Genomic DNA, 24,963 nt, shown 5'->3' on the forward strand with positions numbered 1-24,963 from the left:
AATGAATTTTGCATACAAAACGCAAACTCATCAAGCCAAAAATGTATCGAGAAGTGCTTTTCAACAACAGTTCTCGATACAATTTTTAAAGCAGGGCATTTAATTTAAAAAGCAAATCTAGTTCCGCTTTAAAAACCACTCGAACAGACGTGTATAATAGGCGTTTTAGTTTAACAAATAGAGCTTAGTTCAGCTTTAAAAATCACTCGAACAGACGTGTATAATAGGCGTTTTAGTTTAACAAATCGAGCTTAGTTCAGCTTTAAAAACCACTCGAACAGACGACCGTCATCATCACCAAACACGTCTCTTCGAGTGTTTTTGGCTTGTAATGGCTTTTCCATGTTAAACACAAACTCATCAAGCCAAAAATGTATCGAGAAGTGCTTTTAGTTATAAAGTTTTCGATACAATTTTTAAAGTACGGCATTTATTTTAGCAAGGAAGGTTTAGTTTTGCTTTAAAATCCTTTTATTGTAAAAGAACAACTAGATTAAATTAAAAAACGGCAAGGATACATGCGTATTATTCAAATCATAGATTCTTTAGAAGCGGGCGGTGCGGAGCGCATGGCGGTGCACTATGCTAATACTTTGACACAACAAATTGACTTTTCAGGTTTGGTAGTAACCCGAAAGGAAGGGCCACTTCTAAATCAGATTGAAGAGAAGGTTTCTTATTTATTTTTAAATAAAAAACGAGCCATAGATTTTGAGGCCTTAATGAGATTGAGAAGCTATGTAAATATAAATAAAATTACAATTGTTCATGCGCACAGTACTTCTTTTTTTCTGGCATTTTTATTGAAAGTAACTTGTCCTTCGGTGCAATTAATTTGGCACGATCATTATGGGGATAGTGAGTTTTTATCTAAAAGACCTACATTGGCATTAAGACTAATAATTCCTTTTTTTAATGGAATAATAGCGGTAAATCAAAATCTTAAAAAGTGGAGTGAACAAAAATTACGGGCTAGAAATGTCCTTTTTCTTCCAAATTTTCCATCCACAGAAAAAAGCATTGCCGCACAAACTGTTTTGAAAGGAAAAGCACGAAAGCAGATTGTCTCTTTAGCCAATTTAAGGGTGCAGAAAGATCATTTTTTAGTACTGGAAGTGGCCAAAAAGCTAAAAATTTCTCATCCTGAGTGGACATTTCATTTGGTTGGAAAAGATTTTGAAGATGCCTATTCTCAAAAAATTAAGGATTTAATTATTGCTTTTGGTTTAGAAAAAAATGTGTTTCTTTACGGCACCAAACCAGATGTAGGAAATATTTTAGAGCAAGCTGCTATTGGAATTCTTACCTCTCAATCTGAAGGGTTGCCTGTTTCGCTGTTAGAGTATGGATGGTACAAGAAACCGGTGGTAGTAACTAATGTAGGAGAAATAGCGTCTTTGGTAGAAAACGATAAAAATGGATTTCTTGTTGGGGCGCAACAGTCTCAATTGTTTTATGATTCCATAGTGAAATTGATCCAAAACGAGATGCTACGGAGTAATTTTGGTGCGGCGCTCCACGAGGCAGTTATTAAAAATAATTCAAAAGAGGCTGTCGTGAAGCAGTATATAAATTGGTTGCAAAATTCTTGTAAATGAAAAAAGAGGATCAATCCTATCTCTATTTAATTCTTTTCCATGTGGTCATTGGTGCATTGGGCTTTTTATTGCCTTTTACAGCAAAAATTTATGGATACTCTATTTTTATTTTTGGAGTTTATTACATCATCAAAAAACAAAATAGAAATAACGAAGCACTGATTGCAGCTGCTTATGTCGTAGGAAGTGAAGTTTTCTTGAGAATGACCGGAGGAAATCCCTTGTATGAGATTTCTAAATATGGGGTGATGGTCTTTATTTTAATAGGGATGTATTACAGTGGTTTTTCCAAAGGAGCAGCGCCCTACTGGATCTTCTTGTTGTTGCTCGTTCCCAGTGTGGTTATCAGTGTTTTTGTATTGAATTTTGATACTGATATTCGGAAAGCAATTGCGTTTAATATATCGGGTCCCGTCTGTTTAGGATTAGCGTCGCTTTACACGTTTCGGCGCAAAATTGCATTAGAAGAAATAAATAGGATTTTGCTCAGTATGGGATTACCAATTATTACGTGTATGGTGTATTTAACTTTTTACACACCTAATGTTCAGGAGGTGATTACGGGTACAGAATCTAATTTCCAGACCTCTGGCGGTTATGGTCCCAATCAAGTGGCAACTATTTTAGGTTTAGGCATGTTTATCTTTTTCTCCAGAGTAATATTGGATTCCAAATCAAAATTCCAAATTATAATCAATCTCATCATTGCTTTAAATATCACCTATCGGGGGATGTTGACTTTTTCCAGAGGGGGTATGATCACGGGATTTCTAATGATTGTTTTGTTAGTCGTGTTTTTATATTTTAAATCTAATTTTGGAGGAAGGGTAAAATTGAATTATATTATTGTAGCACTCGTACTTGCTTTGATGGCTACTTGGGCCTACACTTCATTTCAAACGGGAGGTCTGATCAATAAAAGGTACTCTAATCAAGATGCAGCTGGACGAGTCAAACAAAGCCAATTTACAGGTCGGGAAGACGTGGCTCAAAATGAGATTAATACCTTTTTGAAGAATCCAGTTTTTGGGGTTGGGGTAGGCAAAGGTGCTGAAGTTCGAGAGGATGAAACGGGTGTTCAAGTATTATCCCATGATGAAATTACCCGCATGCTTGCGGAACATGGGTCTCTAGGAATTCTAGGATTATTGATTTTGTTTTTTACGCCCTTAGTGCTATACTTAGAAAACAAATTCAACATGTTTTTATTGTGTTTCGTGGCCTTTTGGTTTTTAACGATCAATCATGCCGCCATGCGTACCGCCGCTCCTGCTTTCGTTTACTCGCTATCATTGCTAAATGTGCAGTTGGGATTTCCAGTAAGAAAAAAGGTTACGAATTGAAAGTAGACTAGTATTTAAGTTCCATTTTAACCATAATGGAAACGCAATCACAGCTGAAGTTCATCTCCAAACGAGATTCTGTCTCTTTCTTTTTTTCTCCCTTTAAAGCTGGGGCCAAAATAAAGAAAGTTGCTCTTCTTTCCCAACCATTAAATCGTGTAACAACGAAAGTATTCGTTCTTTTTTTCTCCCTTTAGGGCTGGGGCCAAAAAAAAAGATACTTAATTCCGTTTTCCAACAATCAAATACTGCAACGAGATTTTGTCTCTTTCTTTTTTTCTCCATTTAGGGCTGGGGCCAAAAAAAAGAAAGTTGCTCTTCTGTCCCAACCATTAAATCGTGTAACAACGAAAAGTATTCGTTCTTTTTTTCTCCCTTTAGGGCTGGGGCCAAAATAAAGAAAGTTGCTCTTCTTTCCCAACCATTAAATCGTGTAACAACGAAACGTATTCGCTCTTTTTTCTCCCTTTAGGGCTGGGGCCAAAAAAAAGAAAGTTGCTCTTCTTTCCCAACCATTAAATCGTGTAACAACGAAAAGTATTCGTTCTTTTTTCTCCCTTTAGGGCTGGGGCCAAAAAAAAGAAAGTTGCTCTTCTTTCCCAACCATTAAATCGCGTAAAAAAGAAAGTATTCGTTCTTTTTTTCTCCCTTTAGGGCTGGGGCCAAAAAAAAAGACACTTCATTCTGTTTTCTAACGATCAAATCCCGTAAAAAAGAAAGTGAACTACTTTTAGAATCATAACTTAATCTAGAAATCGTTTAAAAGTAGCAAGCTCATAGTAAAGTAAACGGCTTGTTTGAAAGGTATTTCCGTGGTCATTTTCGAACAGAATGAAATTACATCATTAAAAAGCTAAGTTTGTTAAAAAATTTAACATATCTTAAATTTTCTTCGGGACAAAAACATTAAATTGCACCCACATAAGTAAAGACCTACCATGTTTTCAGTTGACAAAATGCATTTTGAAATATCAGAGCGAAAGATGATTCTTCGACTTTTTGATGTTCTGTTCGTTTTGACGGCTTTATATGTAACCGGAAATTTATTTGCGTTTGACTATTTTGCGATTTTGGCCACTAATTATTACTGGACAATCGTTTTGGCAATCTACATTAATGTGTTTGGTACTATTTTCGAAATGTACAATCTTCAAGTGGCCAGCAACCAATTTCAAGTATTAAAAAGTACCCTTATCACCGTTTCTACTACTGTTATAGTGTATTTGTTAACACCTTTTTTTTCGCCACAGTTGCCTTCCAACCGTCTTCAAATCCTATTGTTTTTTCTCGTCATCTTTCTGGCTTTATTTACGTGGCGCATGCTGTATGTTACATTTTTGGCATCGCATCGATTTTTCCAAAAAGCCATTTTAATTTGTGATCAAGAACAAGTGCAGGAGTTAATTTTAGGATTGGAAAATATCGATCCCCATTATAAAATAATTGGCTTCGTTAATACCGATGCCAGTGAAGAAGATATCGAAGAATATCATTATGTACAGCACATCAGAAGAGATGATTTGTTTTCTTTTGTAAAAGAAAATGGGATTTCTGAAATTGTGATTGCCTCACAGAAAACAGAAGGAATTACACCTGATTTATACCAACAATTATTGCATTTGCTAGAGTCGGGAAATATCATCCGTGAATATACACAAGTGTATGAGAGTATGACCCAGCGCATTCCAGTACAGTACATGTCTCGGGATTTTTATCGCTTTTTCCCTTTCAGCCGAAGCAATCAAAATAAATTATACTTGCTCACTGCGCGCCTTTTTGAGATTGCCGTTTCACTGGCAGGTTTGGTTATAGGCCTGTTCCTCTTTCCGCTTATTTTGGTGGGCAATGCCATAGGTAATAGAGGTCGTTTATTTTATACACAACAGCGCGTTGGTAAAGATGGGATTGTTTTTGAAATCTTGAAATTTCGTACGATGGTGAAAAATGCCGAAACCAATGGAGCTGTTTTTACCGCTACAAATGATTCTCGAGTGACTGTTTTTGGGCGGTTTTTACGTAAAACCCGCATCGATGAATTTCCTCAATTCATTAATATTTTAAAAGGAGACATGGCAGTCATCGGACCGCGTCCAGAACGTCCCTTTTTTGTAAAAGAAATTGCTGAAATAATGCCTTTTTATGAAACGAGGCACATTATCAAACCAGGGCTTACTGGTTGGGCACAAGTCAATTATTCGTACGGAGAAACAATAAATGATAGTTTGATTAAGCTACAGTATGACTTGTATTATATCAAGCACCGTAGTATTTACTTGGATTTAAATATTGCTTTTAAAACCATAACCACGGTCTTGTTTTATAGGGGACAATAAGAATAGCAACACCATAAAGTACTTTTTGTTGCCCTAGGTTTATCTTTAGTTCATGTGTAAATTAGAGGGATAGGCCTTCTCGTACAATCGAAAACAGTTTCTTACTAAAGGTTGTCGGGAAAATAGTAAAACAAGATGTACTGGTCTTCCATAGCGTGTAAAAGGATGCACTTTCCGTACCTCCTCTTTAGCCTCTATAAAAAATGCCACGAGTTTATAGCGTTCAACATCATTTCTAAACGGTGAATCAGGAATAAAGTGTGCTGATGGATCGGAATCCAACTTCGTAAAAGTGTAGTCTTTCATCTAAATCTATACACTTTCAGACCCTTGGTTTAGCTTAAAAAGGAACCTATCAGTGTCTACAAAATAGCCTCAATTAAGCACATGGCAAATCATTAGCATACTTTCTTAAATTATAATGGGAATGCGTTTTTTATTTTGAATCGCCAGTTTGACTAAAAGTATACCGCTTGTAATGACCAGGGGTAAAACCAAAATCAGATGGGCTTTGTTGATGATCAAAAAGAAATAGACTAGTAGCGTAAGCAAATTAAATAAAGCCAATCTATAGATTCCTTTTTTGTTTTTTGTCCAATAAAAATAAAGAAGACCTAATAGAGTAGGGTTAAACAATAAGATATTGTAGTTGTATCCTAATTCGAGATGGGACGAATAGAACCCTACAAAAGTGAAGAAAAGACCTATTACCGCTATGAAACTGAGGTAAAACAATGTCACGCTTTTCTTTTTTATGAAAATAATAAACATAAGCAGTACGATGTACGTGTAGGGATTGTTCCACCAAGAAAAGGGCGCCTCATTTTTAAACTCGATAATCGTTTTGCTTTCTTGGGCTAAAAGGTGGCTCTCAAAAGAAGCTTTTTTCAGGCTTTTTAGCAGTTCAAAAGGCAAGAATAGCTGCGTTCCCAATTGATCTACTTTTTTGCCAAAGATGATACTGGTTCCTAATTTTTCATAGAAATGTCCGTAAAAATACGGATACAATATGGTTCTGTACGTAATGTCAGTATCTGCATTTTTTACAATAGCTGCAGTTCCAAGTGTTTTATTTATGATTGCAACCACCATCGAAGTACAGTTTTTGTCAATAAATTTGTAGGTGTAGTGACTCTCTCCCGAAGCTAAAGAGGTATTTAAATTGTCAAACAGTTTTTGTTTTAAGGGAGTCGCAATGTTGAGTTCCTGTTCATAAACAGATCTTTTTTCATACTGATACTGATTGATAAAATCAGGAAAGGAATGCGCTACAGCAAAATATTGTAAGTCTCCTTTTATAAATTTCATCACAAAATTAGGTGTGTTAAAGTCAAAAGCGCCATAATTATAAACTACATCAACGGAACTGGTCGAATCCTGTACTCGAATGGCAGTATGTCCAAAAAGAGAGTACGATTCGTTGCCCGTTCCACAGGTAATTACGCTGACTTTTGTGTTTTCTGATAATTGGATATTTTGTCCGAAACTATAATTTATACTGAAAAAAAGAAGTACTACTAATGTAATTTTTTTTAATAAAGAAGCGTTCATTCGTTGGTAGTTAAAAGGGTAAAAGTCAGTGGTTATTATTATGAAATTTGAATTACCACTGTTCTATTGGTGTTTTTCATGCAAAGATACTCAAAGAAAGAAAATACACAGACAAAGTTTTCAAGTTATACAGGAAACCGATTCTATCGCACGGGTTTCAAATCAAGGTACTGGAAATAGCAGAAGATACAGTATCGCTTTTTACTTGTAAAGGTGCTTGTGAATTAGTTCCTAAACAGTCCCAAATCAACTTTTACGGAAAAGATATTAGAATACAAGGCCGCGCTTTGATTGCCTAAATCGGTTAATGCATAATCTATTTGTATGCCTTTGTATTTAAAACCCAAACCAATATTGGGTTGGAAACCTACCTTTTCAGTGCTGTCTAATTGCTGTATGTTTTGGAAATTTCCAACGCCTGCACGAACGAAAACCAAATCGGTATAACCAAATTCCAATCCCAATGCAGGATCGATACTAACAAAATCAGTAGCAAGAAGATCATTAGTTCTAGTAAAACGCATATTCATATTGGCTGCAGCCAAAATACTATAATCGTACCGAATAATGAATTTCTTAGCGATTCCTAATTGTGCTTTTGGAGCCGTAATCTCGGTGCTTTCTGGTAGTTCCTGATTTTCTCCGGGAATGGCATTCGCGATTTTTCCATATTCGTCTTCATCTATATTCCAAACATTATACGTTGTTGTGATATCGCGGAGCATCAATCCAAATTGCCAATTGTTTTTTTCGAATTGCAGTCCAAAATCAAAACCAAATCCCCAAGAATTAGCAAAGTTTCCAATAATGCGCCGAATCACTTTGGCGTTGACACCATATTGAAATCCAGGAACAGGAAGTTTTCGCGCATATGAAAAAGTAAATCCGTAATCAGCGGTTGAAAAGAGACTAATGCGGTTATAATCGATATTGCCTTGACTGTCTATTAATTCGGTGGTATTTAAAATGTCATCTACCCCAAACCGAATTAACGAAATTCCCCACGCACTGCGATCATCAATTGGGCTGGCATAAGCCAAATAATCATATTGGGCGATGTTAGCAAAGTAATTTGCGTGCATGACAGCTGCCTGATGGTCTTCCAGATGGGTAAGCCCAGCGGGATTCCAATAGCCAGAATTGACATCGTTTGAAGAAGCCACAACGGTATTGGACATACCCAATGCAGCGGCATCAACGCCAATGTTCATAAACTCATTCGAGTATTTCCTGACGGCTTGACTGTACGTTACCGCACTGACCAAAAGTAGCGCTAAGAGTAATCTTTTTTTCAAGGGTATCATTTTACAAATGGAAAGTCTGTTTAATTTTTATCAAAAATATAATTTTTTAATGAGGTTATTTATTCCTTTTACCAAATAAACTAACAATGAAATAAGAATCCTCAAATAAAGGGGTGAAAAATACTTTTTAAAAGAGCATACTCCTTTAGATGACTGCATTTATAGTCCTTTAATCCGTGAGCCGTTTCATTTCAAAAAGAAGAAGCGCGATGGGTAAAGCATGCCATTAAAACTTTTTTAGAAGCCACCATTCCATTGAACTAGGATTTAAAATAAGAATGTTTATTCTATAAAATCAAGGTGCCTCACTTACTTTTTATCTTTTACGGAAAGGGCTTTTTTTGTTTTTTAAAACTTGTAAAGGCTTGTGACGAACGTTTAGGTTAAAAATCTCCAGTAAAAAACGTTCTTTCGCGCAACTTATTATATTAAATTTGCCAACTTTGGTTCCTTAAATTACATTATGATGAATATTAAAAAGCAGATCCCGAATATAATTACTTTACTTAATCTTTTTTGTGGCTGTATCGCCTTGGTATTTGCTTTTAACGAAGACTTTGAGATGGCTTTTTATTTTGTTTGTCTGGGTATATTTTTAGACTTTTTTGATGGCTTTTTTGCTCGATTACTCGACGTTTCCAGTCCGTTAGGATTGCAGTTGGATTCCCTAGCAGATATGGTAACCAGCGGAGTGGTTCCAGGTTTAGTGATGTTCCAAATGATGGTCAGTCACGCGACAACTGCAGCGGCAGGTCATTTGCAGTTTTTTCCTTATTTGGGATTTATAATTGCGCTGGGCTCTTGCTACCGTTTGGCTAATTTTAATATTGATACTCGTCAAACAGATTCTTTTATTGGCTTGCCCACACCGGCTAATGCGCTGTTTATTTTAAGCCTGCCCTTAGTTTTAAAATATACCGACTCCTTAATTATAGTGGAGCTTTTGACTAATCCTTGGTTTTTGTTGGTACTTACCTTTTTGAGTGCCTACATGTTGAATGCTGAAATCCCCTTGTTTTCTTTGAAAATCAAGAAATTTAGTTTCAAAGAAAATGCGCTTCAATTTGCCTTTTTAATGGTGTCCCTTTTATTGTTAGTTTTCTTTCAGTACTTAGGAATTCCTTTATTAATTCTTTTTTATGTTTGTTTGTCCGTGGTGAATAACAAAGTACTCAAAAAGTAGTTTTTTAAATGAGAAAACAAACAGTCCGAAGAAAAACTACAGTGGTTCGCAAGTCCAAAAAGAAAGCAACCGTTTTCTCTGGGAAGCTTGTACGCTATTCGATTGTTACTTTTCTGATTGCTTTGCTAATTGGTAGCGGTTATCATTATCGAAATGGTTTAGCCTATTATTTAGGGTTTAAATCAGACAAGACAATCAGAGCGGCCCGTGCCGCTAAACGCATTTCTGATGTTCGCAATTTTCAGGTTCTCGAAAAACACCAGGGTAAAAGTATTGGGATAGATGTGTCAGAATACCAAGGTAAAATCAGTTGGTCTTATGTAGATACAATAGAAAAAAAGTATCCTTTGCATTTTGTATTTATTCGTGCTACGGTAGGTAAAGACCACAAAGACCGTCAGTTTGATACGAATTGGCTTGGCGCCAAAGAAAACAAAATGATTCGGGGAGCCTATCATTATTACCGTCCCAATGAGAATTCATTGGAACAAGCCGAACTCTTTATTACTACTGTTCATCTTCAAAAAGGGGATTTACCACCTGTTTTGGATATCGAAAAGTTACCAAAAAACCAATCGATTGCCAATCTGAAATTAGGACTGAAGCGTTGGTTGAAAGCCGTGGAATCGCACTACGGTGTAAAGCCTATTATTTATACGGGAGAGCGCTATTATGATGATTTTTTAAAAGAAGAATTCAGCGATTACCTTTTTTGGATTGCTAATTATAACTTTTATAGAGAGGAAATAGGAACGGATTGGCTTTTCTGGCAGTTCACGGAGAAAGCATCAATTCCCGGAATCAAAGGCAATGTCGATGTCAATATTTATAATGGTGATTTACAGCAATTGCAGTTTATAACAGTAGAATAGTGCTCTAATCTACCTTTTATTCGAAATAAAAAAGACTACCATCGCAAAAAAAGCCAAAGCAGCTAAAAAAATCAAAACTGATTTTGGATTTGCAAAGTTGATGGTAAAACCCATTTCCGCTACTTTCTTAGGAGGTAAAATGCGTGGATCTTCTTTATTATAATAGAAAATTCCCCAAACCCAATTTTTGGGATCATTTTTCCATCGGTCTGAAGTTTCTTTTGAAGGTTCTTGGTATGATGACATCTTGCTATATTATTTGGATACTAAAAACCAGGATCTAAACACATAAAACTACCAATTTAAAATTCGAGCTTCTTTTTTCTTAGTTCAAAATTTTGTCCAAGATAGACGCGACGTACCATTTCATCTTCTACTAATTCTTCAGGAATCCCTGCTTTTAAGATTCCACCTTCAAACATAAGGTACGTTTTATCGGTAATGGCTAGGGTTTCTTGAACATTATGATCCGTAATCAAAATTCCGATATTCTTGTTTTTTAATTGCGCTACAATACGCTGAATGTCTTCCACAGCTACTGGATCGACACCTGCAAAAGGTTCATCCAGCAATATAAATTTAGGGTCAGTGGCTAGGCAACGTGCAATTTCAGTACGACGGCGTTCTCCTCCAGAAAGTAAATCGCCACGGTTAGTCCGAATGTGTTCCAAGCTAAACTCATCAATCAGGCTTTCCATTTTTGCTTCTTGTTCCGCTTTGGAAAGTTTGGTCAATTGCAAAACGCTCAGTATATTGTCCTCGATACTCAACTTTCTGAAAACAGAGGCTTCTTGTGCTAAATACCCAATTCCCTGCTGTGCTCTTTTGTACATCGGATAATCGGTGATGTTCAAGTCATCAAGAAAAATATTGCCTGAATTTGGTTTAACCAATCCCACAATCATGTAAAAAGAGGTTGTTTTTCCGGCACCATTAGGACCTAAGAGTCCAACGATTTCTCCTTGGTTCACCTCTACCGAAATGCCTTTTACAACACTGCGCCCTTTATAGGTTTTGACTAGATTTTCGGCTCTTAATTTCATCGTTTGATGGTTTATTTGTTGAAAAAGTTAGCGGATTAAATGTTTAATTGGTGAAGCGCTTAATTGTTTAACCCTTTGATGGTATCATTATTTATGGATCAAATAAACGAATAAACAATTAAACGGTTTCACTTGTTAACAATTATTTGGTAGCCATTTCTTCTAAGGCTTCCCAAAATTCATAGGCTCTTCTAAGATGAGGTACTACAATAGTTCCTCCTACAAGTGTTGCGATTCCCATGGCTTCCATCATTTCTTCTTTGGTAACGCCTTCTTTATGGCTGGTTTCCAAATGGTATTTCACACAGTCATCGCATCTTAAAACTGCCGATGCGACTAATCCTAGCAACTCTTTAGTTTTTACATCTAGTGCGCCAGCAGCGTATGCATTGGTATCCAAATTAAAAATTCGTTTCACAATTTTATTGTTGTCTGCTAGTAATTTTTCGTTCATTTTAGAACGGTATTCATTGAATTCTTCGATTATATCAGCCATTTATTTTTTTTTGATTTTTTACTACTATTTTTGAAATTAAGATACTTGCTTCATAGATTAATAACATTGGAATCGTGACTATTATCTGACTCACGACATCCGGTGGCGTTACTATAGCGGCGACTATAAGAATGATGATTACCGCGTATTTCCAATATTTCCTCAAGAAAACGGGTGTTACCAGCCCAAGTTTAGTCAAGAAATAGATGATTATAGGCAATTCGAAAAACAACCCACAAGCAATCACGCTGGTTTTTACGAGTCCAATGTAAGAATCGATACTAAATTGGTTTTTCACAACATCACTGATGGTGAATGTTGCAAAAAAGTTAACGGACATGGGAACAATTACATAGTACCCAAACAACACGCCAAGGAAGAAAAGTAACGAAGACGAAAAAATAAAAAGTTTCGCGTGTTTTTTCTCTGAGGCATATAAAGCGGGACTGATGAATTTCCATACTTCCCAAAGTATAAACGGAAATCCAAGAATGAATCCAGCGGTTATACAGGTCCAAATCAAAACGTTGATTTGCCCTTCCATATTCGTGTTTTGAATGATAAAAGGCATTTCTGTTACACAAATAGTTTCGGCGAAGCCCAGTTGATTGGAGAGATCACAAAAAAAGCGGTAGGTAATAAAGTTAGCATTGGTGGGCCCAAAAATGACGACATCAAAAATGTAATCACTCACAAAAAAAGTGAATGTAGCCAAAATTAATATTGCAATTGTACTTCGAACCAATAACCATCTTAATTCTTCAAGATGATCTAAAAACGACATTTCGTTTAAGTTTTTTTTTGCCATTATACTATTCCTTCTTTTAAAATATCGTGTAAATGCAGTATGCCTTTGTAGTGCGTATCATCAACAACTACTAATTGGGTAATGGAAAAATCTTCCATTATATTTAATGCTTCTACTACCATTGTATTGGAGGAAGTCATTTTTGGGTTTTTAGTCATAATATCTCGAGCCGTTAAATCAGCAAAAGAATCGCGGTCGTTTAGCATTCTTCGAATGTCACCATCAGTAATAATACCAATTACTATATCATTTTCGACTACGGCAGTTACGCCAAGACGTTTTTCCGAAATTTCAAAAATAACTTTTTTTATGGAGGCTTCTGGAGCAACCATTGGTTTTAGGCTGTGCTCCAACATGTCTTTCACGCGCAATAGTAATTTTTTACCTAATGCACCACCGGGATGGTACACTGCAAAATCTTCCGGTTTAAAATCCCGCATTTCCATTAGGCATACCGCAATAGCATCGCCCATGACTAATTGTGCCGTAGTGCTATTGGTGGGTGCTAGGTTGTTTGGGCAAGATTCCGCATCTATAGTTGTATTTAAAATATAGTCAGAACCTTTAGCCAAAAAGGAGGTCATGTTGCCTGTTATTGCTATCAGCGTGTTTCCAAAACGTTTTAAAAGCGGAACCAAGACTTTTATTTCTGGACTGTTGCCGCTTTTTGAAATACAAATGATAACATCCTCGCTTTGAATCATGCCTAGATCTCCGTGAATGGCCTCAGAAGCATGCAGAAAAAGAGAGGGTGTCCCAGTAGAATTGAAGGAAGCGACCATTTTTTGAGCTATGATAGCGCTTTTTCCTATTCCTGTTACGACTAATCGCCCCTTTGAATTATAGATTTTTTGCGTGGCTTCAATGAAGTTATTGTCTAGTAAATCAATTAGTTTAGCTATGGATTGGCTTTCCGATAAGATTGTTTTTTTGGCACTGGCCAATATATTTTCTTTGGTGATCAAAACAGAATAATTAAAATTTGTATGTGTAAAAGAAATTTGTACCTTTAGGTGTCGCAAATTTATACAAAATACCACATAATAAAGAATGAATCCAAACGAAATTGACATACACAAAGAATTAAAGAAGTATTTTGGCTTTAGCCAATTTAAAGGATTGCAGGAACAAGTCATAAAAAGTATACTGAATCAACAGAATACATTTGTGATTATGCCGACAGGAGGAGGAAAATCACTTTGTTATCAGTTGCCTGCCTTAATTCAGGAAGGAACGGCTATAGTTGTTTCTCCTTTGATTGCTTTGATGAAAAATCAGGTGGATGCCATTAGGAGTTTGTCTTCTGAAAACGGAGTGGCTCACGTTTTAAACTCTTCCCTTACTAAAACTGAAATTACGCAAGTAAAAAAAGACATCACGTCTGGATTGACTAAGTTGCTTTATGTTGCTCCTGAATCTTTGACTAAAGAGGAGTATGTTAATTTTCTTAAAAATGTTACTATTTCTTTTGTCGCAATTGATGAAGCCCATTGTATTTCAGAGTGGGGACATGATTTTAGACCAGAATATCGAAATTTAAAGCACATTATCAAGCAATTGGGCGATGTGGCTATCATAGGTTTAACCGCTACGGCTACACCAAAAGTACAAGAAGATATTCTGAAAAACTTAGACATGACAGATGCGACAACTTTCAAAGCCTCTTTCAATAGACCTAATTTATATTACGAAGTACGCACAAAAACAAAAAATATTGAATCGGATATTATTCGATTTATAAAACAACACAAAGGGAAATCAGGAATTATTTATTGCTTAAGCCGCAAAAAAGTGGAAGCTATTGCCGAAGTTTTGCAGGTAAACGGAATTAGTGCCGTGCCGTATCATGCAGGATTGGACGCTAAAACCCGAGCCAGACACCAAGATATGTTTTTGATGGAAGATGTAGATGTGGTGGTTGCAACTATCGCTTTCGGAATGGGAATTGATAAACCCGATGTGCGCTTTGTAATTCATCATGACATTCCAAAATCATTGGAAAGTTATTACCAAGAAACGGGTCGTGCTGGTCGCGACGGCGGAGAAGGGCATTGCTTAGCTTATTATTCCTATAAAGATGTGGAAAAATTAGAGAAATTCATGTCCGGTAAACCAGTTGCTGAGCAGGAAATTGGTTTCGCTTTATTACAGGAGGTTGTGGCTTATGCCGAAACTTCCATGTCAAGACGGAAATTTTTACTGCATTATTTCGGTGAGGAATTTGATGATGTACATGGCGAAGGTGCTGATATGGATGACAATATTCGCAATCCAAAAGCGAAAGTAGAGGCCAAAGCACAAGTTGTAAAGCTGTTAGAAGTGGTGCGGGATACCAAACATTTATACAAATCTAAAGAGGTTGTCTTTACTTTAATTGGTCGCGTAAATGCAGTAATTAAAGCACATAGAACGGATGCACAATCCTTTTTTGGATGTGGTGCAGGTCATGATGAAAAATATTGGATGGCCCTACTGCGCCAAGTATTAGTAGCCGGGTTTTTATCGAAGGATATTGAGACCTATGGCATTGTAAAAATCACAGATAAAGGATTGGATTTTATTAAAAAACCACAATCTTTTATGATGTCCGAGGATCATGAATACAACGAAACGGTAGATGAAGCGATTGTAACAGCTTCAAAATCTACAGCAGTCGCCGATGAAGTTCTCATGGGAATGTTGCGTGATTTGCGAAAAAAAGTAGCTAAAAAAGTAGGCGTTCCTCCATTTGTGGTTTTTCAAGATCCTTCACTGGAAGATATGGCTTTGAAATACCCTATTTCTCAAGAAGAGCTGATTAATATTCATGGAGTTGGCGAAGGAAAAGCAAAAAAATACGGAAAGGAATTCTTAGAATTAATTAGCCGCTATGTTAGCGAAAATGATATTACCCGTCCAGAAGATTTAGTAGTGAAATCCACTGGAGTTAATTCTGTAAATAAGCTTTATATTATTCAAAATATCGATAGAAAATTGTCTTTGGATGATATCGCTTCCGCCAAAGGAATCAACATGGATGCTTTGATTAAAGAAATGGAACAAATTGTATATTCCGGAACCAAACTCAATATAAAATACTGGATTGACGATATGTTGGACGATGACCAACAAGAAGAAATTCATGACTATTTTATGGAATCCGAATCTGATAATATAGAATCTGCACTTAAAGAATTTGATGGAGATTATGATCTTGACGAATTGCGTTTGATGCGAATTAAATTCATTAGTGAAGTAGCGAATTAAAGTAAAATTCCAATAATAGAAATTCCAAATTCCAATTCGTTACCTAATTGTAATTTGGAATTTTTTTTGCTGGAAATCATCCCTCATAAACTTCACCTCGATGCGGCTTCAAAGCATCGCGAACCTGAATCATATTTTCATCGGTGACCACCATGAAAGCAATTGCCTGCATTTCGCTTTGAATCTCAAAACCGGTGATATTTAAAGCAAGTTTTTCAATTGCGATGTATTCTTTCAAATGAATTTCGTGATGCTCTGCCGTTTTTGCGGAAGCAGGCCCACGGAAATCCCAAATTAGTTTTATTTTTCTTGACATTTTTCGATATGATTAGTGTGTTGCCTATAATAAGGTTTATTGGTTTTGAGGAGGCAAAGTTACGAAGTCTAATTCGAAAAGAGGTCAATTTTAAAAATTGAAAACGGATTGTTCTTTCAATGAGAAGAAGTCAGTTCAAAATACTACTTTTGTACCAGAATTATGTAAGACACTTTTAAACGCTTGATAATCTAAAACTCGAACAATCAAAGACAATGCCTCAAGAACTTTTATTACAGGTTACTCCAGAAATAGCTACAAACGAATTGTTGCTAAAAGACTATTTATCGAAACAAATCAAAGTTTCGGTAGCCGATATTCAGCATGTTTCTATATTAAAACGCTCTGTAGATGCGCGTCAGAAAGCGATTAAAATCAATTTGAAAGTGGCGATATATTTAAAAGGAGAGCCTTTTCAGGAAAACAAAATCCAACTTCCTGATTACAAAAATGTGGCAATCGCACAAGAAGTAATCGTAATAGGGGCAGGACCAGCAGGGCTTTTTGCTGCTTTGCAATTGATAGAGTTGGGATTGAAACCTGTAGTGATTGAACGCGGAAAAGAGGTTCGTGGCCGTCGTCGCGATTTGAAAGCCATTAATGTCGATCATCTCGTGAATGAAGATTCTAATTATTGTTTTGGTGAAGGGGGTGCGGGAACCTATTCTGACGGGAAGTTGTACACGCGTTCTAAAAAGCGTGGTGATGTCACTCGGATTCTCGAACTGTTTGTTGCTTTTGGGGCGTCAGAGGATATAATGATTGAAGCGCATCCTCATATTGGGACTAATAAATTACCACAAATCATTCAGGATATTAGGGAGAAAATCATCGAATGTGGTGGACAAGTTTTGTTTGAAACCCGATTGACAGATATTTTAATAAAAAACAATGAAGTCCAGGGAATCGTTACTCAAAAAGGAGACACGATTCTTGCTCGTAAAATCATTCTGGCTACAGGACATTCAGCTCGTGATATTTTTGAATTATTGGATAGAAAGAAAGTTTTTATAGAAGCTAAGCCTTTTGCCTTAGGCGTTAGAGCGGAGCACCCACAATCTTTAATCGATAGCATTCAGTACAGTTGCGATTACCGTGGTGAACATTTACCTCCAGCACCTTATTCTATTGTGAAGCAGGTTAATGGTCGCGGAATGTATTCGTTTTGTATGTGCCCCGGTGGTGTTATAGCGCCTTGTGCTACGAGTCCAGGTGAAGTAGTGACGAACGGTTGGTCACCATCAAAAAGGGATCAGGCGACGGCCAATTCTGGAATTGTAATCGAATTGAAATTAGAAGATTTTAAACCATTTGCCAAATTTGGTGCTTTGGCCGGAATGGAATTCCAAAAAAGTATCGAGCAACGCGCGTGGCATTTAGCTGGAGAAACTCAAAAAGTACCAGCACAGCGGATGATTGATTTTACTCAAAACAAAGTATCAGCGGATATTCCTAAAACCTCTTATGTTCCAGGAACCACTTCGGTAGAAATGGGGCAAGTTTTTCCTGGTTTTTTAAGTCAGATTTTACGAGAAGGATTTACCGAATTTGGGAAATCCATGCGAGGTTATTTAACAAATGAAGCTATTCTTCATGCACCTGAATCCAGAACATCTTCGCCGGTGCGTATTCCTAGAGATCCATTGACATACGAACATGTCCAAATAAAAGGATTGTATCCGTGTGGAGAAGGTGCTGGTTACGCGGGCGGAATTATATCTGCTGCCATTGATGGAGAAAAATGCGCTTTGATGATTGGTGCGATTTTGAATAAATAAAAGACTGGAATTAGGAATTTTGCACTGTAAAATAAATCAAAATACCCACAATAAGGAATAGACTTAATGATCGTAACTGATGACTCGAGCTATTTTCCATTGCGTGTCTTGTTTCTTCCAAATCATAAGAAATTTAAATGTGCCAATTTCTTCTATTCCATTTTCAACATGGCGAAATTCGTGAACGCCGATTTCAATTGCTCCATAGTGTTTAATTGGATGAACTTCCAGAGTTCCTTTGATTAGTTTTCGGGTGAGTTTATTTTCATTTTTAAACATAGTCGAAAAATTGGTAAAAACGGTTTCATACGAAAGCAATCCCCCATTGTCTTGAAACCATTCTAAATCTTCTGTAAATAGAGACTTGAATTTTTCCAAATCTTTATTGTTGAATGCTTCAAACATAACCGCATCCATTTGTTCGATTTCCTTATAGAGTGCAGCGGATGTTGGTGCAACTTTTTTTTCTTGTGCAGTAGCAGCATTAAAATATACTAAAGCAACAATTAAATATAAAAATAAATGAATTTTGTGGCCGTCTTGTTTCATAATAATTATTTTTGAGAGGATAGGTTTGTAATTGGTTTTGGTCAAATGGCAACTATTTCTTTTGTTTTTTTACAGCAACGGCAATTTATGAATCGGCAGTTCCATAATACAGAAACTATTTTTTTTTAAAATAAACCAAGCCTTCAACAAAGTACACTTCATTTACCTCGCCTGTTTGTTCATAGGGTTTGTCTGGATGACTAAAATAATCGTCCATTCGGTCTATAAACTTATAGGGGTTTTCTTTGTCAAAAAGGGCTTGACTTACAGCAATAGTGAATTTAGGCAAATTCGAATCATTATAATTAGCGGCGTTGCTATCATTATAAATTAGTAGAATACCTTCTTTCTGTACCAAAGCAAGAGGGCCGGGTTCAACTAAACGGCTATCGAAATACCCCATGCGTGGATGCAAAACGGAAATCATTTTTTTATTTTCATCATTTTCTGCAACGTTCCAATGGATGAGATCTTCGTAGGTTGCCAGATACAAATCATTATCCCCAAAATACATCCAATATTTGCCTTTTATTTTTGCAGCGATTATCTTGTTGCCGGCTAATTTACAAACGATAGCACCAGATTGAGACCGTAAATCTTTGTATTTCTCTTCCTTTAGAACTAAACCGTGTTTGGTCCAGGTGTATAAATCTTTTGAGCTGGCTAAACAAAGTCGGGCCGTTTTACCATCGTACGAAGTGTAGGTCATGATGTATGTGCCATTCTCACTTTCTATGATTCGTGTTTCCTCAATGCCACCTTGCCATTCGTATTGTTTGATAGTATCGTTGTCTAGGCAGAATATAGGCAGTGGTTGTTTTTTAAAATGAAGTCCGTCATCGTTAATGGCCAGTCCCAGTTTTGATTTCAGGTCTTTGTCTTGTGCTCTGTAAATGAGATATGCCTTTCCGTTTTTGACAATTACGAACGGATTCAGTACATTTCGTTCTTCCCAATGTACTTGTTTGTTACTGATTGGAGATTGAAAAACTTGATGGAATTCAGGTTCCAAAATAGAGTTGAGGCTGTCTACTTTTACAAAGTGGTGCACCGCCCAATCCTTTGTTTTAGTTTCCAAGCGGTATTCTGAAACACTGCCGCAACCATCTAGAATTACTACTAATAACAATGTTATGGTTAGTTTCATAATGTTTGTAAAGTTAAACAAGGAGGAACCGCCTGATTCCCGCAGTTAGTAGTGTTTCGTAGTCTCCAATAGTTATACAAGAGTGTGATAGGGTATAGTTCGATTTATTTTATTGAATAACACTTCGCTTTTTAAAAGTACTAGTTTTTTGGTTGCTTCTAGTTGTTTCGTTTCCCTTGAAATTGTCTTTTTGGACTTAACAGCCTTTTTTAAAAGATGAATGACCATTTCATAATCATGCCATTCTCCAAGCATATCCGTTAGCGTAATCTTTTCAGGAACTAGTTTACTTTGATGATTTAAATCAAAGATTTTTGTATTGTATCCATATACTTTTAATCTTTTCCGAACGGCATGAATTTGTTTCTTTTTAAAAGCGTTCTTACTAATTATTTTTTTTTTCTCCTTGCTGATTTTGTTCAAATATCGATTCGTTTTCTTTGACCTTGTTTTTTTAAGAAAACGAATGATAATGGGATACTTTTGTTTTAACTTTTTGATGAAGCGCGTATTGGCAATTGAAAAGAAGTCTTTTCGTTCTCTCTCCTCTCGTTTCTTTAAGCGATAGGAATAGCTTTTGATTAAATGAAAACTGGGCTGCTGTTCTAGAATAGCTTGAACTACTTGAATTTCCCTAAGTTTTCCTGCTTTTTTAAAAATAATTTTAAATGGTGCAAAGGTTTTTTTAAGTTTAAATGTCTTTGAGCAAAAGGCAACCAATTCAAATAATGCCTTAAATCTTTTAAGTTCAACCCGTAGTTCATGGAAAGGTTCGACAGTATAAACTACAGGTGCGGTTTCCAATAGGCGGTTTACAGCACTTTTATGGTTATTAAAATAGGTTTCAAGTACTTTCATTTTGTGGAACTTGAGTTGGTAATTTTACGAATCGTTGAGCCTATCCTTAGATTTTCCCTAATGAAAGGTTAGCTAAAAATAGTGAAGTAAATTTACTAAAAAACGACATAATAAAATGCGTATGTCATTTAAAATCAAATTATTATTATAGTTAAAAATAAAATCCAACAAGAGTTGAAAAAGAGAAAATTTGTTGTCGGTTGCTGTGCTAATTGATTTTGTATTGCTACTACAATTGGGTCTTTACTAAACTAGTCGATCGCGTATTTTGAACTTTTTGACTTTTGGTCGGGCGGTGCGTACCATCCTGATTTTAGACAAGCTACGAAAACCTTTTTAGCATAAGGAAGCCGTACCACTTTGTTGCTAAAGAAGGTAAAACAATTACTTGCTTTGACAAAATTCATCCTAATAATACCAATTCCTAGTTGGTGTTATTTATTTTACTATTCATTTCCATGTAATCTACTGTTAGGTCAGACAACGCCTTCATTCCTAATACAAAACCACTTTCATCGATATAGAAATCGGGCGTATGATGAGGGGCAGTTTCTGAAATGGCCTTGCCTTTAGGAGCGCCACCCAGAAAAAAGTACAGCCCTGGAATCTTTTCCTGAAAATAGGAAAAGTCTTCTGCGCCAGTTACGGCAGGTGTAATAGAGACGTTCTCTTTGCCAGCAGTTGCTTCCAGTGTGGGAACCATTTTTTCTGTCAATAATGGGTCATTGTAGGTAATAAGAGTTTGATTAGTTATAGTTATATCAGCTGTGGTTCCGGCACTTTCAGCAATTGAATTTACAACTTGTTTTAGTCGGGAATGCATCATGTCTTGCACTTTGCGGTCTAGCGAACGAATGGTACCGGTCATAATTAGTTCCTCTGGAATAACATTACTTCTTACTCCGGCGTTGATTTGCCCCACACTAATAACTGCAGCAGACTCAGTTATGTTAACATTTCGGCTTACAATCGTTTGGATTCCCATCACAATTTGAGCTGCTGTGACGATTGGATCAACACCCAGCCATGGATAAGCACCGTGTGTTTGTTTGCCTTTAATTTTAATCGTGAACCAATCCGAAGCTGCCATAGTTCCCCTTGGACGATATTTTATTTTGCCCACTTCTGTTTGGGCATTGATGTGTAGTCCAAAAATAACATCAACTTTAGGATTTTCTAAAACGCCTTCTTTTACCATCAATTTTGCTCCTCCTTCTTCTCCTTCGGGTGGACCTTCTTCAGCGGGTTGAAAAATAAATTTAACAGTCCCTTTTAAGTCGCTTTTTATAGAAGCTAAAATTTCGGCAGTTCCCATCAAAATAGCAATATGGGTGTCATGTCCACACGCATGCATCACTGGCACTACTTTTTGATTGTATTCTCCTTCCACTTTTGAAGCAAATGGAATAGCTACCCGCTCCTTTATTGGTAAGGCATCTATATCTGCTCTAAGGGCGACAACCGGTCCGGGTTTTCCTCCTTTTAAAATGCCTACAACTCCAGTTTTAGCGACTCCGGTTTGTACTTCGATACCTAAAGCGCGCAAATGTGTCGCTATTTTTTCTGCGGTTTTAAATTCTCTATTCCCTAATTCTGGATTTTGGTGAAAGTCCCTACGCCATGCAATAACTTTGGATTCTAGAGACTCTGCTTTCGTGCTAATCTTAGTTTTCAGGGCGGTATTTTGTGCTGAAGTTGTACAGGCAAAAGAAAATAGAACTGCAGAAATGAATATTTTTTTCATGAGTGGTGTTTTAGTAAAGAATGACATGCTTAAAATGCATATTTTAATTAGATTTTTGGAAAAAAACCTAAATTTTGTTAAAAACAAATATATAAATTAATAGTTTATAGTTTTGGTATTTAGACAACTAAACTCCACTTGGAAAAAATGTTAAAAAGAAAAGTTTTTTCCACTGAAAATATAAATCCCTAAAGAATCTGTGTGCTACTGCTACGTAACAATAAACAGATGAGTACAGTAAGTTTTGATTATAAATTTTGACAGCATAAAAAGAGGTTTTGATTTAGAAAGAACGAATTCGTACGGTTCATAAAATCATTCTCATATTTACAAGGTGTTTTTTGAATCCTGCCTTTTCATACGCCTTGATGGCTGAACCATTTTCACTGTAAACGTCTAATTGAAGTTCGAACACTTCGTGTAAGTTACACCAAGATTTAAGTGCTTTGATGATTGACGCGTTTACTCCCTTTCCTCTGTGATCAGGATCGGTATACATGAATCCAAGATATCCATACGTTTCGTGATTCAAATAAGGTTGTGCAGCCTCTAATCTAGCGTATCCGGAGGCAATAATTTCTGCATTTATTTCAGCTACCAATACTTCTATATGCGGGGCAGCAATCATTTTTTCGATATCATAATAATGAATCGGATCTTCTTTTAAAGTGGGGTCGTAAGGGCGTTCGGCAGTAATAATTCCTTGTTCAAAGACAAGAAGTTTTTGTAGGTCGGCAGGGCGTGCTTTTCGGATGGTTATAGGAGACATGGTGTTATTTATAAATATTTATAAAAATACAACAGAATTTTGAAAGGTTTAGCATCATTTTATTTAGATATTCTTTTAATAATTCAACTTCAACAAATCGAAAGAGAACGTTAAAGCCCCTATCCCTATTTATCTTTTTTGTATTTTTGACCTGAAATTCACCACTATGATAGAAGAAAATGTAATCTTAGTTAATAAAAACGACGAGCAAATAGGGCTGATGCCTAAACTTGAAGCACATGAAAAAGCGGTGTTGCATCGGGCCTTTTCTGTCTTTGTTTTGAATAGTAAAAATGAAATCATGCTGCAACAGCGTGCAGGTCAAAAATACCATTCCCCTTTGTTGTGGACCAATACCTGTTGTAGTCATCAGCGTGAGGGAGAAACAAATATTCAAGCTGGAAGCCGACGATTGTTTGAAGAAATGGGCTTTAAAACAGAACTCAAGGAACTGTTTCATTTTATCTACAAAGCTCCTTTTGATAATGGCTTGACAGAACATGAACTGGATCACGTGATGATTGGTTATTATGATGGGGAGCCCGTTATCAATCCAGAGGAAGTTGAAAGTTGGAAATGGATGAAAATTGAGGAAGTTAAAAAAGATATGGAGCTTCATCCCTTACTATATACTGTTTGGTTTAAAATCATTTTTGAAGAATTTTATCATTTTTTGGAAGAACATAAAAGTCCTCTTTCTTCGGAAGAGGGAACCCATAACACCTAATTTATTCTACTATATGAAAGTTACCATTTCACGAAAAGCCCATTTTAATGCGGCACACCGATTGCACAGAAAAGATTGGAGTTTTGAACAAAACGATGCGATTTTTGGGAAGTGTAATAATCCTAATTTCCATGGACATAATTATGAACTGATAGTCAGCGTAACGGGTGAGATTGATCCTGAAACCGGCTATGTTATGGATGTGAAGTTTTTAAGTGATATAATCAAAGAGGATGTTGAGAATCAATTTGATCATAAAAACTTAAATTTAGACGTTCCCGAATTTCAAGATTTAAATCCAACAGCTGAAAATATAGTAGTTGTGATTTGGAACAAGATCAGAAAAAAAATAAAGTCAGAATTTGAATTAGAAGTAGTTCTATACGAAACACCTCGAAATTTTGTAACGTATAAAGGAGAATAATGGAACTAAAAGTAGGGGACAAAATCCCTAAATTTACGGCAAAAGATGCAGATGGAATTGATTTTGACAGTCAAAACATTGTGGGACAAAAACCCTTAGTTATTTATTTTTATCCTAAAGACAATACGCCAGGTTGTACTACACAAGCCTGCAGTTTTAGGGATCAATATGAAGATTTTAAAGATTTGGGTGCTGAAGTTATAGGGATTAGTAGTGATAGTGTAGCATCGCATCTAAAGTTTAGTAAGCAATATAAGTTACCCTTTATTCTTTTGTCAGATTATGATAAAAAAATTAGAAAATTGTTTGGAGTTCCTACTGGTATGTTTGGTTTGCTTCCAGGAAGAGTAACCTATGTAACCGATAAAAATGGAATTATACAAATGATTTTTGACAGTATGCTGGCTGCAAAACACATTCCTAAAGCACTACAAGCAATCAAAAAATTGGTAGTGTAAGAGCTCGTACTAAAGACAGTTATTTTTGATTCTGTTGATTTCCAGAATAATAGACGGATTTATTAAAGGTATTTCAAAAATGGATGCTTTTTAAAGTAGAGGAGAATTAGCTATTTATTTCCTCTTCGAAACCATTGTTTGTCAAGTTATAGAAACAGAATAACTATTCTGGGAATATCGTTAGTTCATCAATACATTCAGATTAACGTCTTCTGCGTTGGTCTTGATTTTATGGTCTTGCTGGAAGTATTACGAGCTATTAAATAGTGAAAGAGGAACATGCTTTATAATGGTTTAGAAATGGAATGTGGGAACTAAATAGAAAACTATTGCAAACGCAGTCCTATTTTGATTTTAAAGCGAGGAATATATTCATTCTCAATGGAAAAGCTTCGATTTTAGAAATTTACATTTCA

General features: G+C 36.2%; 24 protein-coding genes. 10 read left to right on the plus strand and 14 right to left on the minus strand.

The window, feature by feature from the left end; genetic code table 11:
* The first annotated feature begins 518 nt into the window (after positions 1–518).
* From IWX83_RS03935 to IWX83_RS03945, 3 genes are all read left to right on the plus strand, one after another.
* Positions 519–1,598, plus strand: a complete 1,080-nt coding sequence (locus tag IWX83_RS03935) for a glycosyltransferase family 4 protein (protein WP_196827806.1) — start codon at positions 519–521, stop codon at positions 1,596–1,598.
* Positions 1,595–2,941 carry an O-antigen ligase gene (locus IWX83_RS03940; protein WP_196827808.1) on the plus strand — a complete coding sequence of 449 codons (1,347 nt, stop codon included), beginning with the start codon at positions 1,595–1,597 and terminating at the stop codon, positions 2,939–2,941. Before IWX83_RS03935 ends, IWX83_RS03940 begins: the two co-directional genes overlap by 4 nt.
* Before the next feature lie 938 nt (positions 2,942–3,879).
* Positions 3,880–5,274, plus strand: coding sequence for an exopolysaccharide biosynthesis polyprenyl glycosylphosphotransferase (locus IWX83_RS03945; RefSeq protein ID WP_196827809.1), 1,395 nt, complete (start codon positions 3,880–3,882; stop codon positions 5,272–5,274).
* 45 nt (positions 5,275–5,319) lie between these two features.
* Here IWX83_RS03945 and IWX83_RS03950 read toward each other — a convergent pair whose 3' ends face one another.
* From IWX83_RS03950 to IWX83_RS03960, 3 genes are all read right to left on the minus strand, one after another.
* The gene (locus tag IWX83_RS03950; protein WP_196827810.1) at positions 5,320–5,580 is read right to left on the minus strand and encodes a hypothetical protein; all 261 of its coding nucleotides are present in this window, start codon (positions 5,578–5,580) and stop codon (positions 5,320–5,322) included.
* A gap of 105 nt (positions 5,581–5,685) precedes the next feature.
* Positions 5,686–6,825 carry a DUF4105 domain-containing protein gene (locus IWX83_RS03955; RefSeq protein WP_196827811.1) on the minus strand — a complete coding sequence of 380 codons (1,140 nt, stop codon included), beginning with the start codon at positions 6,823–6,825 and terminating at the stop codon, positions 5,686–5,688.
* Between the two features lie 224 nt (positions 6,826–7,049).
* Entirely contained in the window at positions 7,050–8,036 is a 987-nt protein-coding gene (locus IWX83_RS03960) for a PorV/PorQ family protein (RefSeq protein WP_066082661.1), read from the minus strand.
* Positions 8,037–8,595: 559 nt separating this feature from the next.
* Here IWX83_RS03960 and IWX83_RS03965 point away from each other — a divergent pair.
* Together IWX83_RS03965 and IWX83_RS03970 are read left to right on the plus strand one after the other, a co-directional pair.
* Positions 8,596–9,312 (plus strand): phosphatidylcholine/phosphatidylserine synthase, encoded by a 717-nt coding sequence (locus IWX83_RS03965; protein ID WP_196827983.1) that lies wholly within the window; start codon positions 8,596–8,598, stop codon positions 9,310–9,312.
* An 8-nt stretch (positions 9,313–9,320) separates the two neighbouring features.
* Positions 9,321–10,184 (plus strand): glycoside hydrolase family 25 protein, encoded by an 864-nt coding sequence (locus IWX83_RS03970; protein ID WP_196827812.1) that lies wholly within the window; start codon positions 9,321–9,323, stop codon positions 10,182–10,184.
* Positions 10,185–10,193: 9 nt separating this feature from the next.
* Here the strand turns inward: IWX83_RS03970 and IWX83_RS03975 are convergent, their stop codons facing one another.
* The 5 genes from IWX83_RS03975 to IWX83_RS03995 form a co-directional block, all read right to left on the minus strand.
* Positions 10,194–10,430 (minus strand): DUF5808 domain-containing protein, encoded by a 237-nt coding sequence (locus IWX83_RS03975; protein WP_066082640.1) that lies wholly within the window; start codon positions 10,428–10,430, stop codon positions 10,194–10,196.
* 56 nt (positions 10,431–10,486) lie between these two features.
* A complete protein-coding gene (lptB, locus tag IWX83_RS03980) occupies positions 10,487–11,227 on the minus strand; it encodes an LPS export ABC transporter ATP-binding protein (protein ID WP_196827813.1) in 741 nt (246 codons plus the stop codon).
* 142 nt (positions 11,228–11,369) lie between these two features.
* The gene (locus IWX83_RS03985) at positions 11,370–11,723 is read right to left on the minus strand and encodes a carboxymuconolactone decarboxylase family protein (RefSeq protein WP_066082638.1); all 354 of its coding nucleotides are present in this window, start codon (positions 11,721–11,723) and stop codon (positions 11,370–11,372) included.
* Positions 11,716–12,531, minus strand: coding sequence for a twin-arginine translocase subunit TatC (tatC, locus tag IWX83_RS03990; protein WP_073354373.1), 816 nt, complete (start codon positions 12,529–12,531; stop codon positions 11,716–11,718). The genes IWX83_RS03985 and tatC overlap by 8 nt, the downstream gene beginning before the upstream one ends.
* Positions 12,531–13,496, minus strand: a complete 966-nt coding sequence (locus IWX83_RS03995; RefSeq protein ID WP_196827815.1) for an SIS domain-containing protein — start codon at positions 13,494–13,496, stop codon at positions 12,531–12,533. The genes tatC and IWX83_RS03995 overlap by 1 nt, the downstream gene beginning before the upstream one ends.
* An 85-nt stretch (positions 13,497–13,581) precedes the next feature.
* On the opposite strand from IWX83_RS03995, the gene recQ reads away from it, so the two are divergent.
* Positions 13,582–15,777, plus strand: coding sequence for a DNA helicase RecQ (recQ, locus tag IWX83_RS04000; protein WP_196827817.1), 2,196 nt, complete (start codon positions 13,582–13,584; stop codon positions 15,775–15,777).
* Positions 15,778–15,853: 76 nt separating this feature from the next.
* Here recQ and IWX83_RS04005 read toward each other — a convergent pair whose 3' ends face one another.
* Positions 15,854–16,093, minus strand: coding sequence for a hypothetical protein (locus IWX83_RS04005; RefSeq protein WP_066082635.1), 240 nt, complete (start codon positions 16,091–16,093; stop codon positions 15,854–15,856).
* A gap of 215 nt (positions 16,094–16,308) precedes the next feature.
* Between IWX83_RS04005 and IWX83_RS04010 the strand changes: the two genes are divergently transcribed.
* Positions 16,309–17,871, plus strand: a complete 1,563-nt coding sequence (locus tag IWX83_RS04010) for an NAD(P)/FAD-dependent oxidoreductase (RefSeq protein ID WP_196827819.1) — start codon at positions 16,309–16,311, stop codon at positions 17,869–17,871.
* Between the two features lie 63 nt (positions 17,872–17,934).
* On the opposite strand, the gene IWX83_RS04015 is transcribed toward IWX83_RS04010, so the two are convergent.
* The 5 genes from IWX83_RS04015 to IWX83_RS04035 all read right to left on the minus strand — a co-directional run bounded on the left by IWX83_RS04015 (position 17,935) and on the right by IWX83_RS04035 (position 22,938).
* Positions 17,935–18,420, minus strand: a complete 486-nt coding sequence (locus tag IWX83_RS04015) for a nuclear transport factor 2 family protein (RefSeq protein ID WP_196827821.1) — start codon at positions 18,418–18,420, stop codon at positions 17,935–17,937.
* Between the two features lie 115 nt (positions 18,421–18,535).
* On the minus strand, positions 18,536–19,567 hold the full coding sequence (locus IWX83_RS04020) for a glycoside hydrolase family 130 protein (RefSeq protein ID WP_196827823.1): 1,032 nt from the start codon (positions 19,565–19,567) through the stop codon (positions 18,536–18,538).
* Between the two features lie 72 nt (positions 19,568–19,639).
* Positions 19,640–20,425 (minus strand): CHAD domain-containing protein, encoded by a 786-nt coding sequence (locus IWX83_RS04025; protein ID WP_196827824.1) that lies wholly within the window; start codon positions 20,423–20,425, stop codon positions 19,640–19,642.
* 424 nt (positions 20,426–20,849) lie between these two features.
* Positions 20,850–22,169 (minus strand): amidohydrolase, encoded by a 1,320-nt coding sequence (locus IWX83_RS04030; RefSeq protein ID WP_196827826.1) that lies wholly within the window; start codon positions 22,167–22,169, stop codon positions 20,850–20,852.
* A gap of 307 nt (positions 22,170–22,476) precedes the next feature.
* Positions 22,477–22,938, minus strand: a complete 462-nt coding sequence (locus tag IWX83_RS04035; protein WP_196827828.1) for a GNAT family N-acetyltransferase — start codon at positions 22,936–22,938, stop codon at positions 22,477–22,479.
* Positions 22,939–23,104: 166 nt separating this feature from the next.
* On the opposite strand from IWX83_RS04035, the gene idi reads away from it, so the two are divergent.
* From idi to IWX83_RS04050, 3 genes are read left to right on the plus strand one after another with little or no spacing between them, the layout of a single operon-like run.
* The gene (gene idi / locus IWX83_RS04040; protein WP_196827830.1) at positions 23,105–23,665 is read left to right on the plus strand and encodes an isopentenyl-diphosphate Delta-isomerase; all 561 of its coding nucleotides are present in this window, start codon (positions 23,105–23,107) and stop codon (positions 23,663–23,665) included.
* A gap of 13 nt (positions 23,666–23,678) precedes the next feature.
* Positions 23,679–24,089 carry a 6-carboxytetrahydropterin synthase gene (locus IWX83_RS04045; protein WP_066082628.1) on the plus strand — a complete coding sequence of 137 codons (411 nt, stop codon included), beginning with the start codon at positions 23,679–23,681 and terminating at the stop codon, positions 24,087–24,089.
* Positions 24,089–24,547 (plus strand): peroxiredoxin, encoded by a 459-nt coding sequence (locus IWX83_RS04050; protein ID WP_196827832.1) that lies wholly within the window; start codon positions 24,089–24,091, stop codon positions 24,545–24,547. The genes IWX83_RS04045 and IWX83_RS04050 overlap by 1 nt, the downstream gene beginning before the upstream one ends.
* Positions 24,548–24,963 lie beyond the last annotated feature (416 nt).

Origin of the sequence: Flavobacterium sp. CG_9.1, assembly GCF_015751645.1 — a bacterium.
Taxonomy (GTDB): domain Bacteria; phylum Bacteroidota; class Bacteroidia; order Flavobacteriales; family Flavobacteriaceae; genus Flavobacterium; species Flavobacterium xanthum.

What these genes read in the sequence shown, in the direction of transcription:
- IWX83_RS03935 (WP_196827806.1), top strand. Translation starts at nt 519, where the DNA reads ATGCGTATTATTCAAATCATAGATTCTTTAGAAGCGGGCGGTGCGGAG.
- IWX83_RS03940 (WP_196827808.1), top strand. Translation starts at nt 1,595, where the DNA reads ATGAAAAAAGAGGATCAATCCTATCTCTATTTAATTCTTTTCCATGTG.
- IWX83_RS03945 (WP_196827809.1), top strand. Translation starts at nt 3,880, where the DNA reads ATGTTTTCAGTTGACAAAATGCATTTTGAAATATCAGAGCGAAAGATG.
- IWX83_RS03950 (WP_196827810.1), bottom strand. Translation starts at nt 5,580, where the DNA reads ATGAAAGACTACACTTTTACGAAGTTGGATTCCGATCCATCAGCACAC.
- IWX83_RS03955 (WP_196827811.1), bottom strand. Translation starts at nt 6,825, where the DNA reads ATGAACGCTTCTTTATTAAAAAAAATTACATTAGTAGTACTTCTTTTT.
- IWX83_RS03960 (WP_066082661.1), bottom strand. Translation starts at nt 8,036, where the DNA reads ATGAACATTGGCGTTGATGCCGCTGCATTGGGTATGTCCAATACCGTT.
- IWX83_RS03965 (WP_196827983.1), top strand. Translation starts at nt 8,596, where the DNA reads ATGAATATTAAAAAGCAGATCCCGAATATAATTACTTTACTTAATCTT.
- IWX83_RS03970 (WP_196827812.1), top strand. Translation starts at nt 9,321, where the DNA reads ATGAGAAAACAAACAGTCCGAAGAAAAACTACAGTGGTTCGCAAGTCC.
- IWX83_RS03975 (WP_066082640.1), bottom strand. Translation starts at nt 10,430, where the DNA reads ATGTCATCATACCAAGAACCTTCAAAAGAAACTTCAGACCGATGGAAA.
- lptB (WP_196827813.1), bottom strand. Translation starts at nt 11,227, where the DNA reads ATGAAATTAAGAGCCGAAAATCTAGTCAAAACCTATAAAGGGCGCAGT.
- IWX83_RS03985 (WP_066082638.1), bottom strand. Translation starts at nt 11,723, where the DNA reads ATGGCTGATATAATCGAAGAATTCAATGAATACCGTTCTAAAATGAAC.
- tatC (WP_073354373.1), bottom strand. Translation starts at nt 12,531, where the DNA reads ATGGCAAAAAAAAACTTAAACGAAATGTCGTTTTTAGATCATCTTGAA.
- recQ (WP_196827817.1), top strand. Translation starts at nt 13,582, where the DNA reads ATGAATCCAAACGAAATTGACATACACAAAGAATTAAAGAAGTATTTT.
- IWX83_RS04005 (WP_066082635.1), bottom strand. Translation starts at nt 16,093, where the DNA reads ATGTCAAGAAAAATAAAACTAATTTGGGATTTCCGTGGGCCTGCTTCC.
- IWX83_RS04010 (WP_196827819.1), top strand. Translation starts at nt 16,309, where the DNA reads ATGCCTCAAGAACTTTTATTACAGGTTACTCCAGAAATAGCTACAAAC.
- IWX83_RS04015 (WP_196827821.1), bottom strand. Translation starts at nt 18,420, where the DNA reads ATGAAACAAGACGGCCACAAAATTCATTTATTTTTATATTTAATTGTT.
- IWX83_RS04020 (WP_196827823.1), bottom strand. Translation starts at nt 19,567, where the DNA reads ATGAAACTAACCATAACATTGTTATTAGTAGTAATTCTAGATGGTTGC.
- IWX83_RS04025 (WP_196827824.1), bottom strand. Translation starts at nt 20,425, where the DNA reads ATGAAAGTACTTGAAACCTATTTTAATAACCATAAAAGTGCTGTAAAC.
- IWX83_RS04030 (WP_196827826.1), bottom strand. Translation starts at nt 22,169, where the DNA reads ATGAAAAAAATATTCATTTCTGCAGTTCTATTTTCTTTTGCCTGTACA.
- IWX83_RS04035 (WP_196827828.1), bottom strand. Translation starts at nt 22,938, where the DNA reads ATGTCTCCTATAACCATCCGAAAAGCACGCCCTGCCGACCTACAAAAA.
- idi (WP_196827830.1), top strand. Translation starts at nt 23,105, where the DNA reads ATGATAGAAGAAAATGTAATCTTAGTTAATAAAAACGACGAGCAAATA.
- IWX83_RS04045 (WP_066082628.1), top strand. Translation starts at nt 23,679, where the DNA reads ATGAAAGTTACCATTTCACGAAAAGCCCATTTTAATGCGGCACACCGA.
- IWX83_RS04050 (WP_196827832.1), top strand. Translation starts at nt 24,089, where the DNA reads ATGGAACTAAAAGTAGGGGACAAAATCCCTAAATTTACGGCAAAAGAT.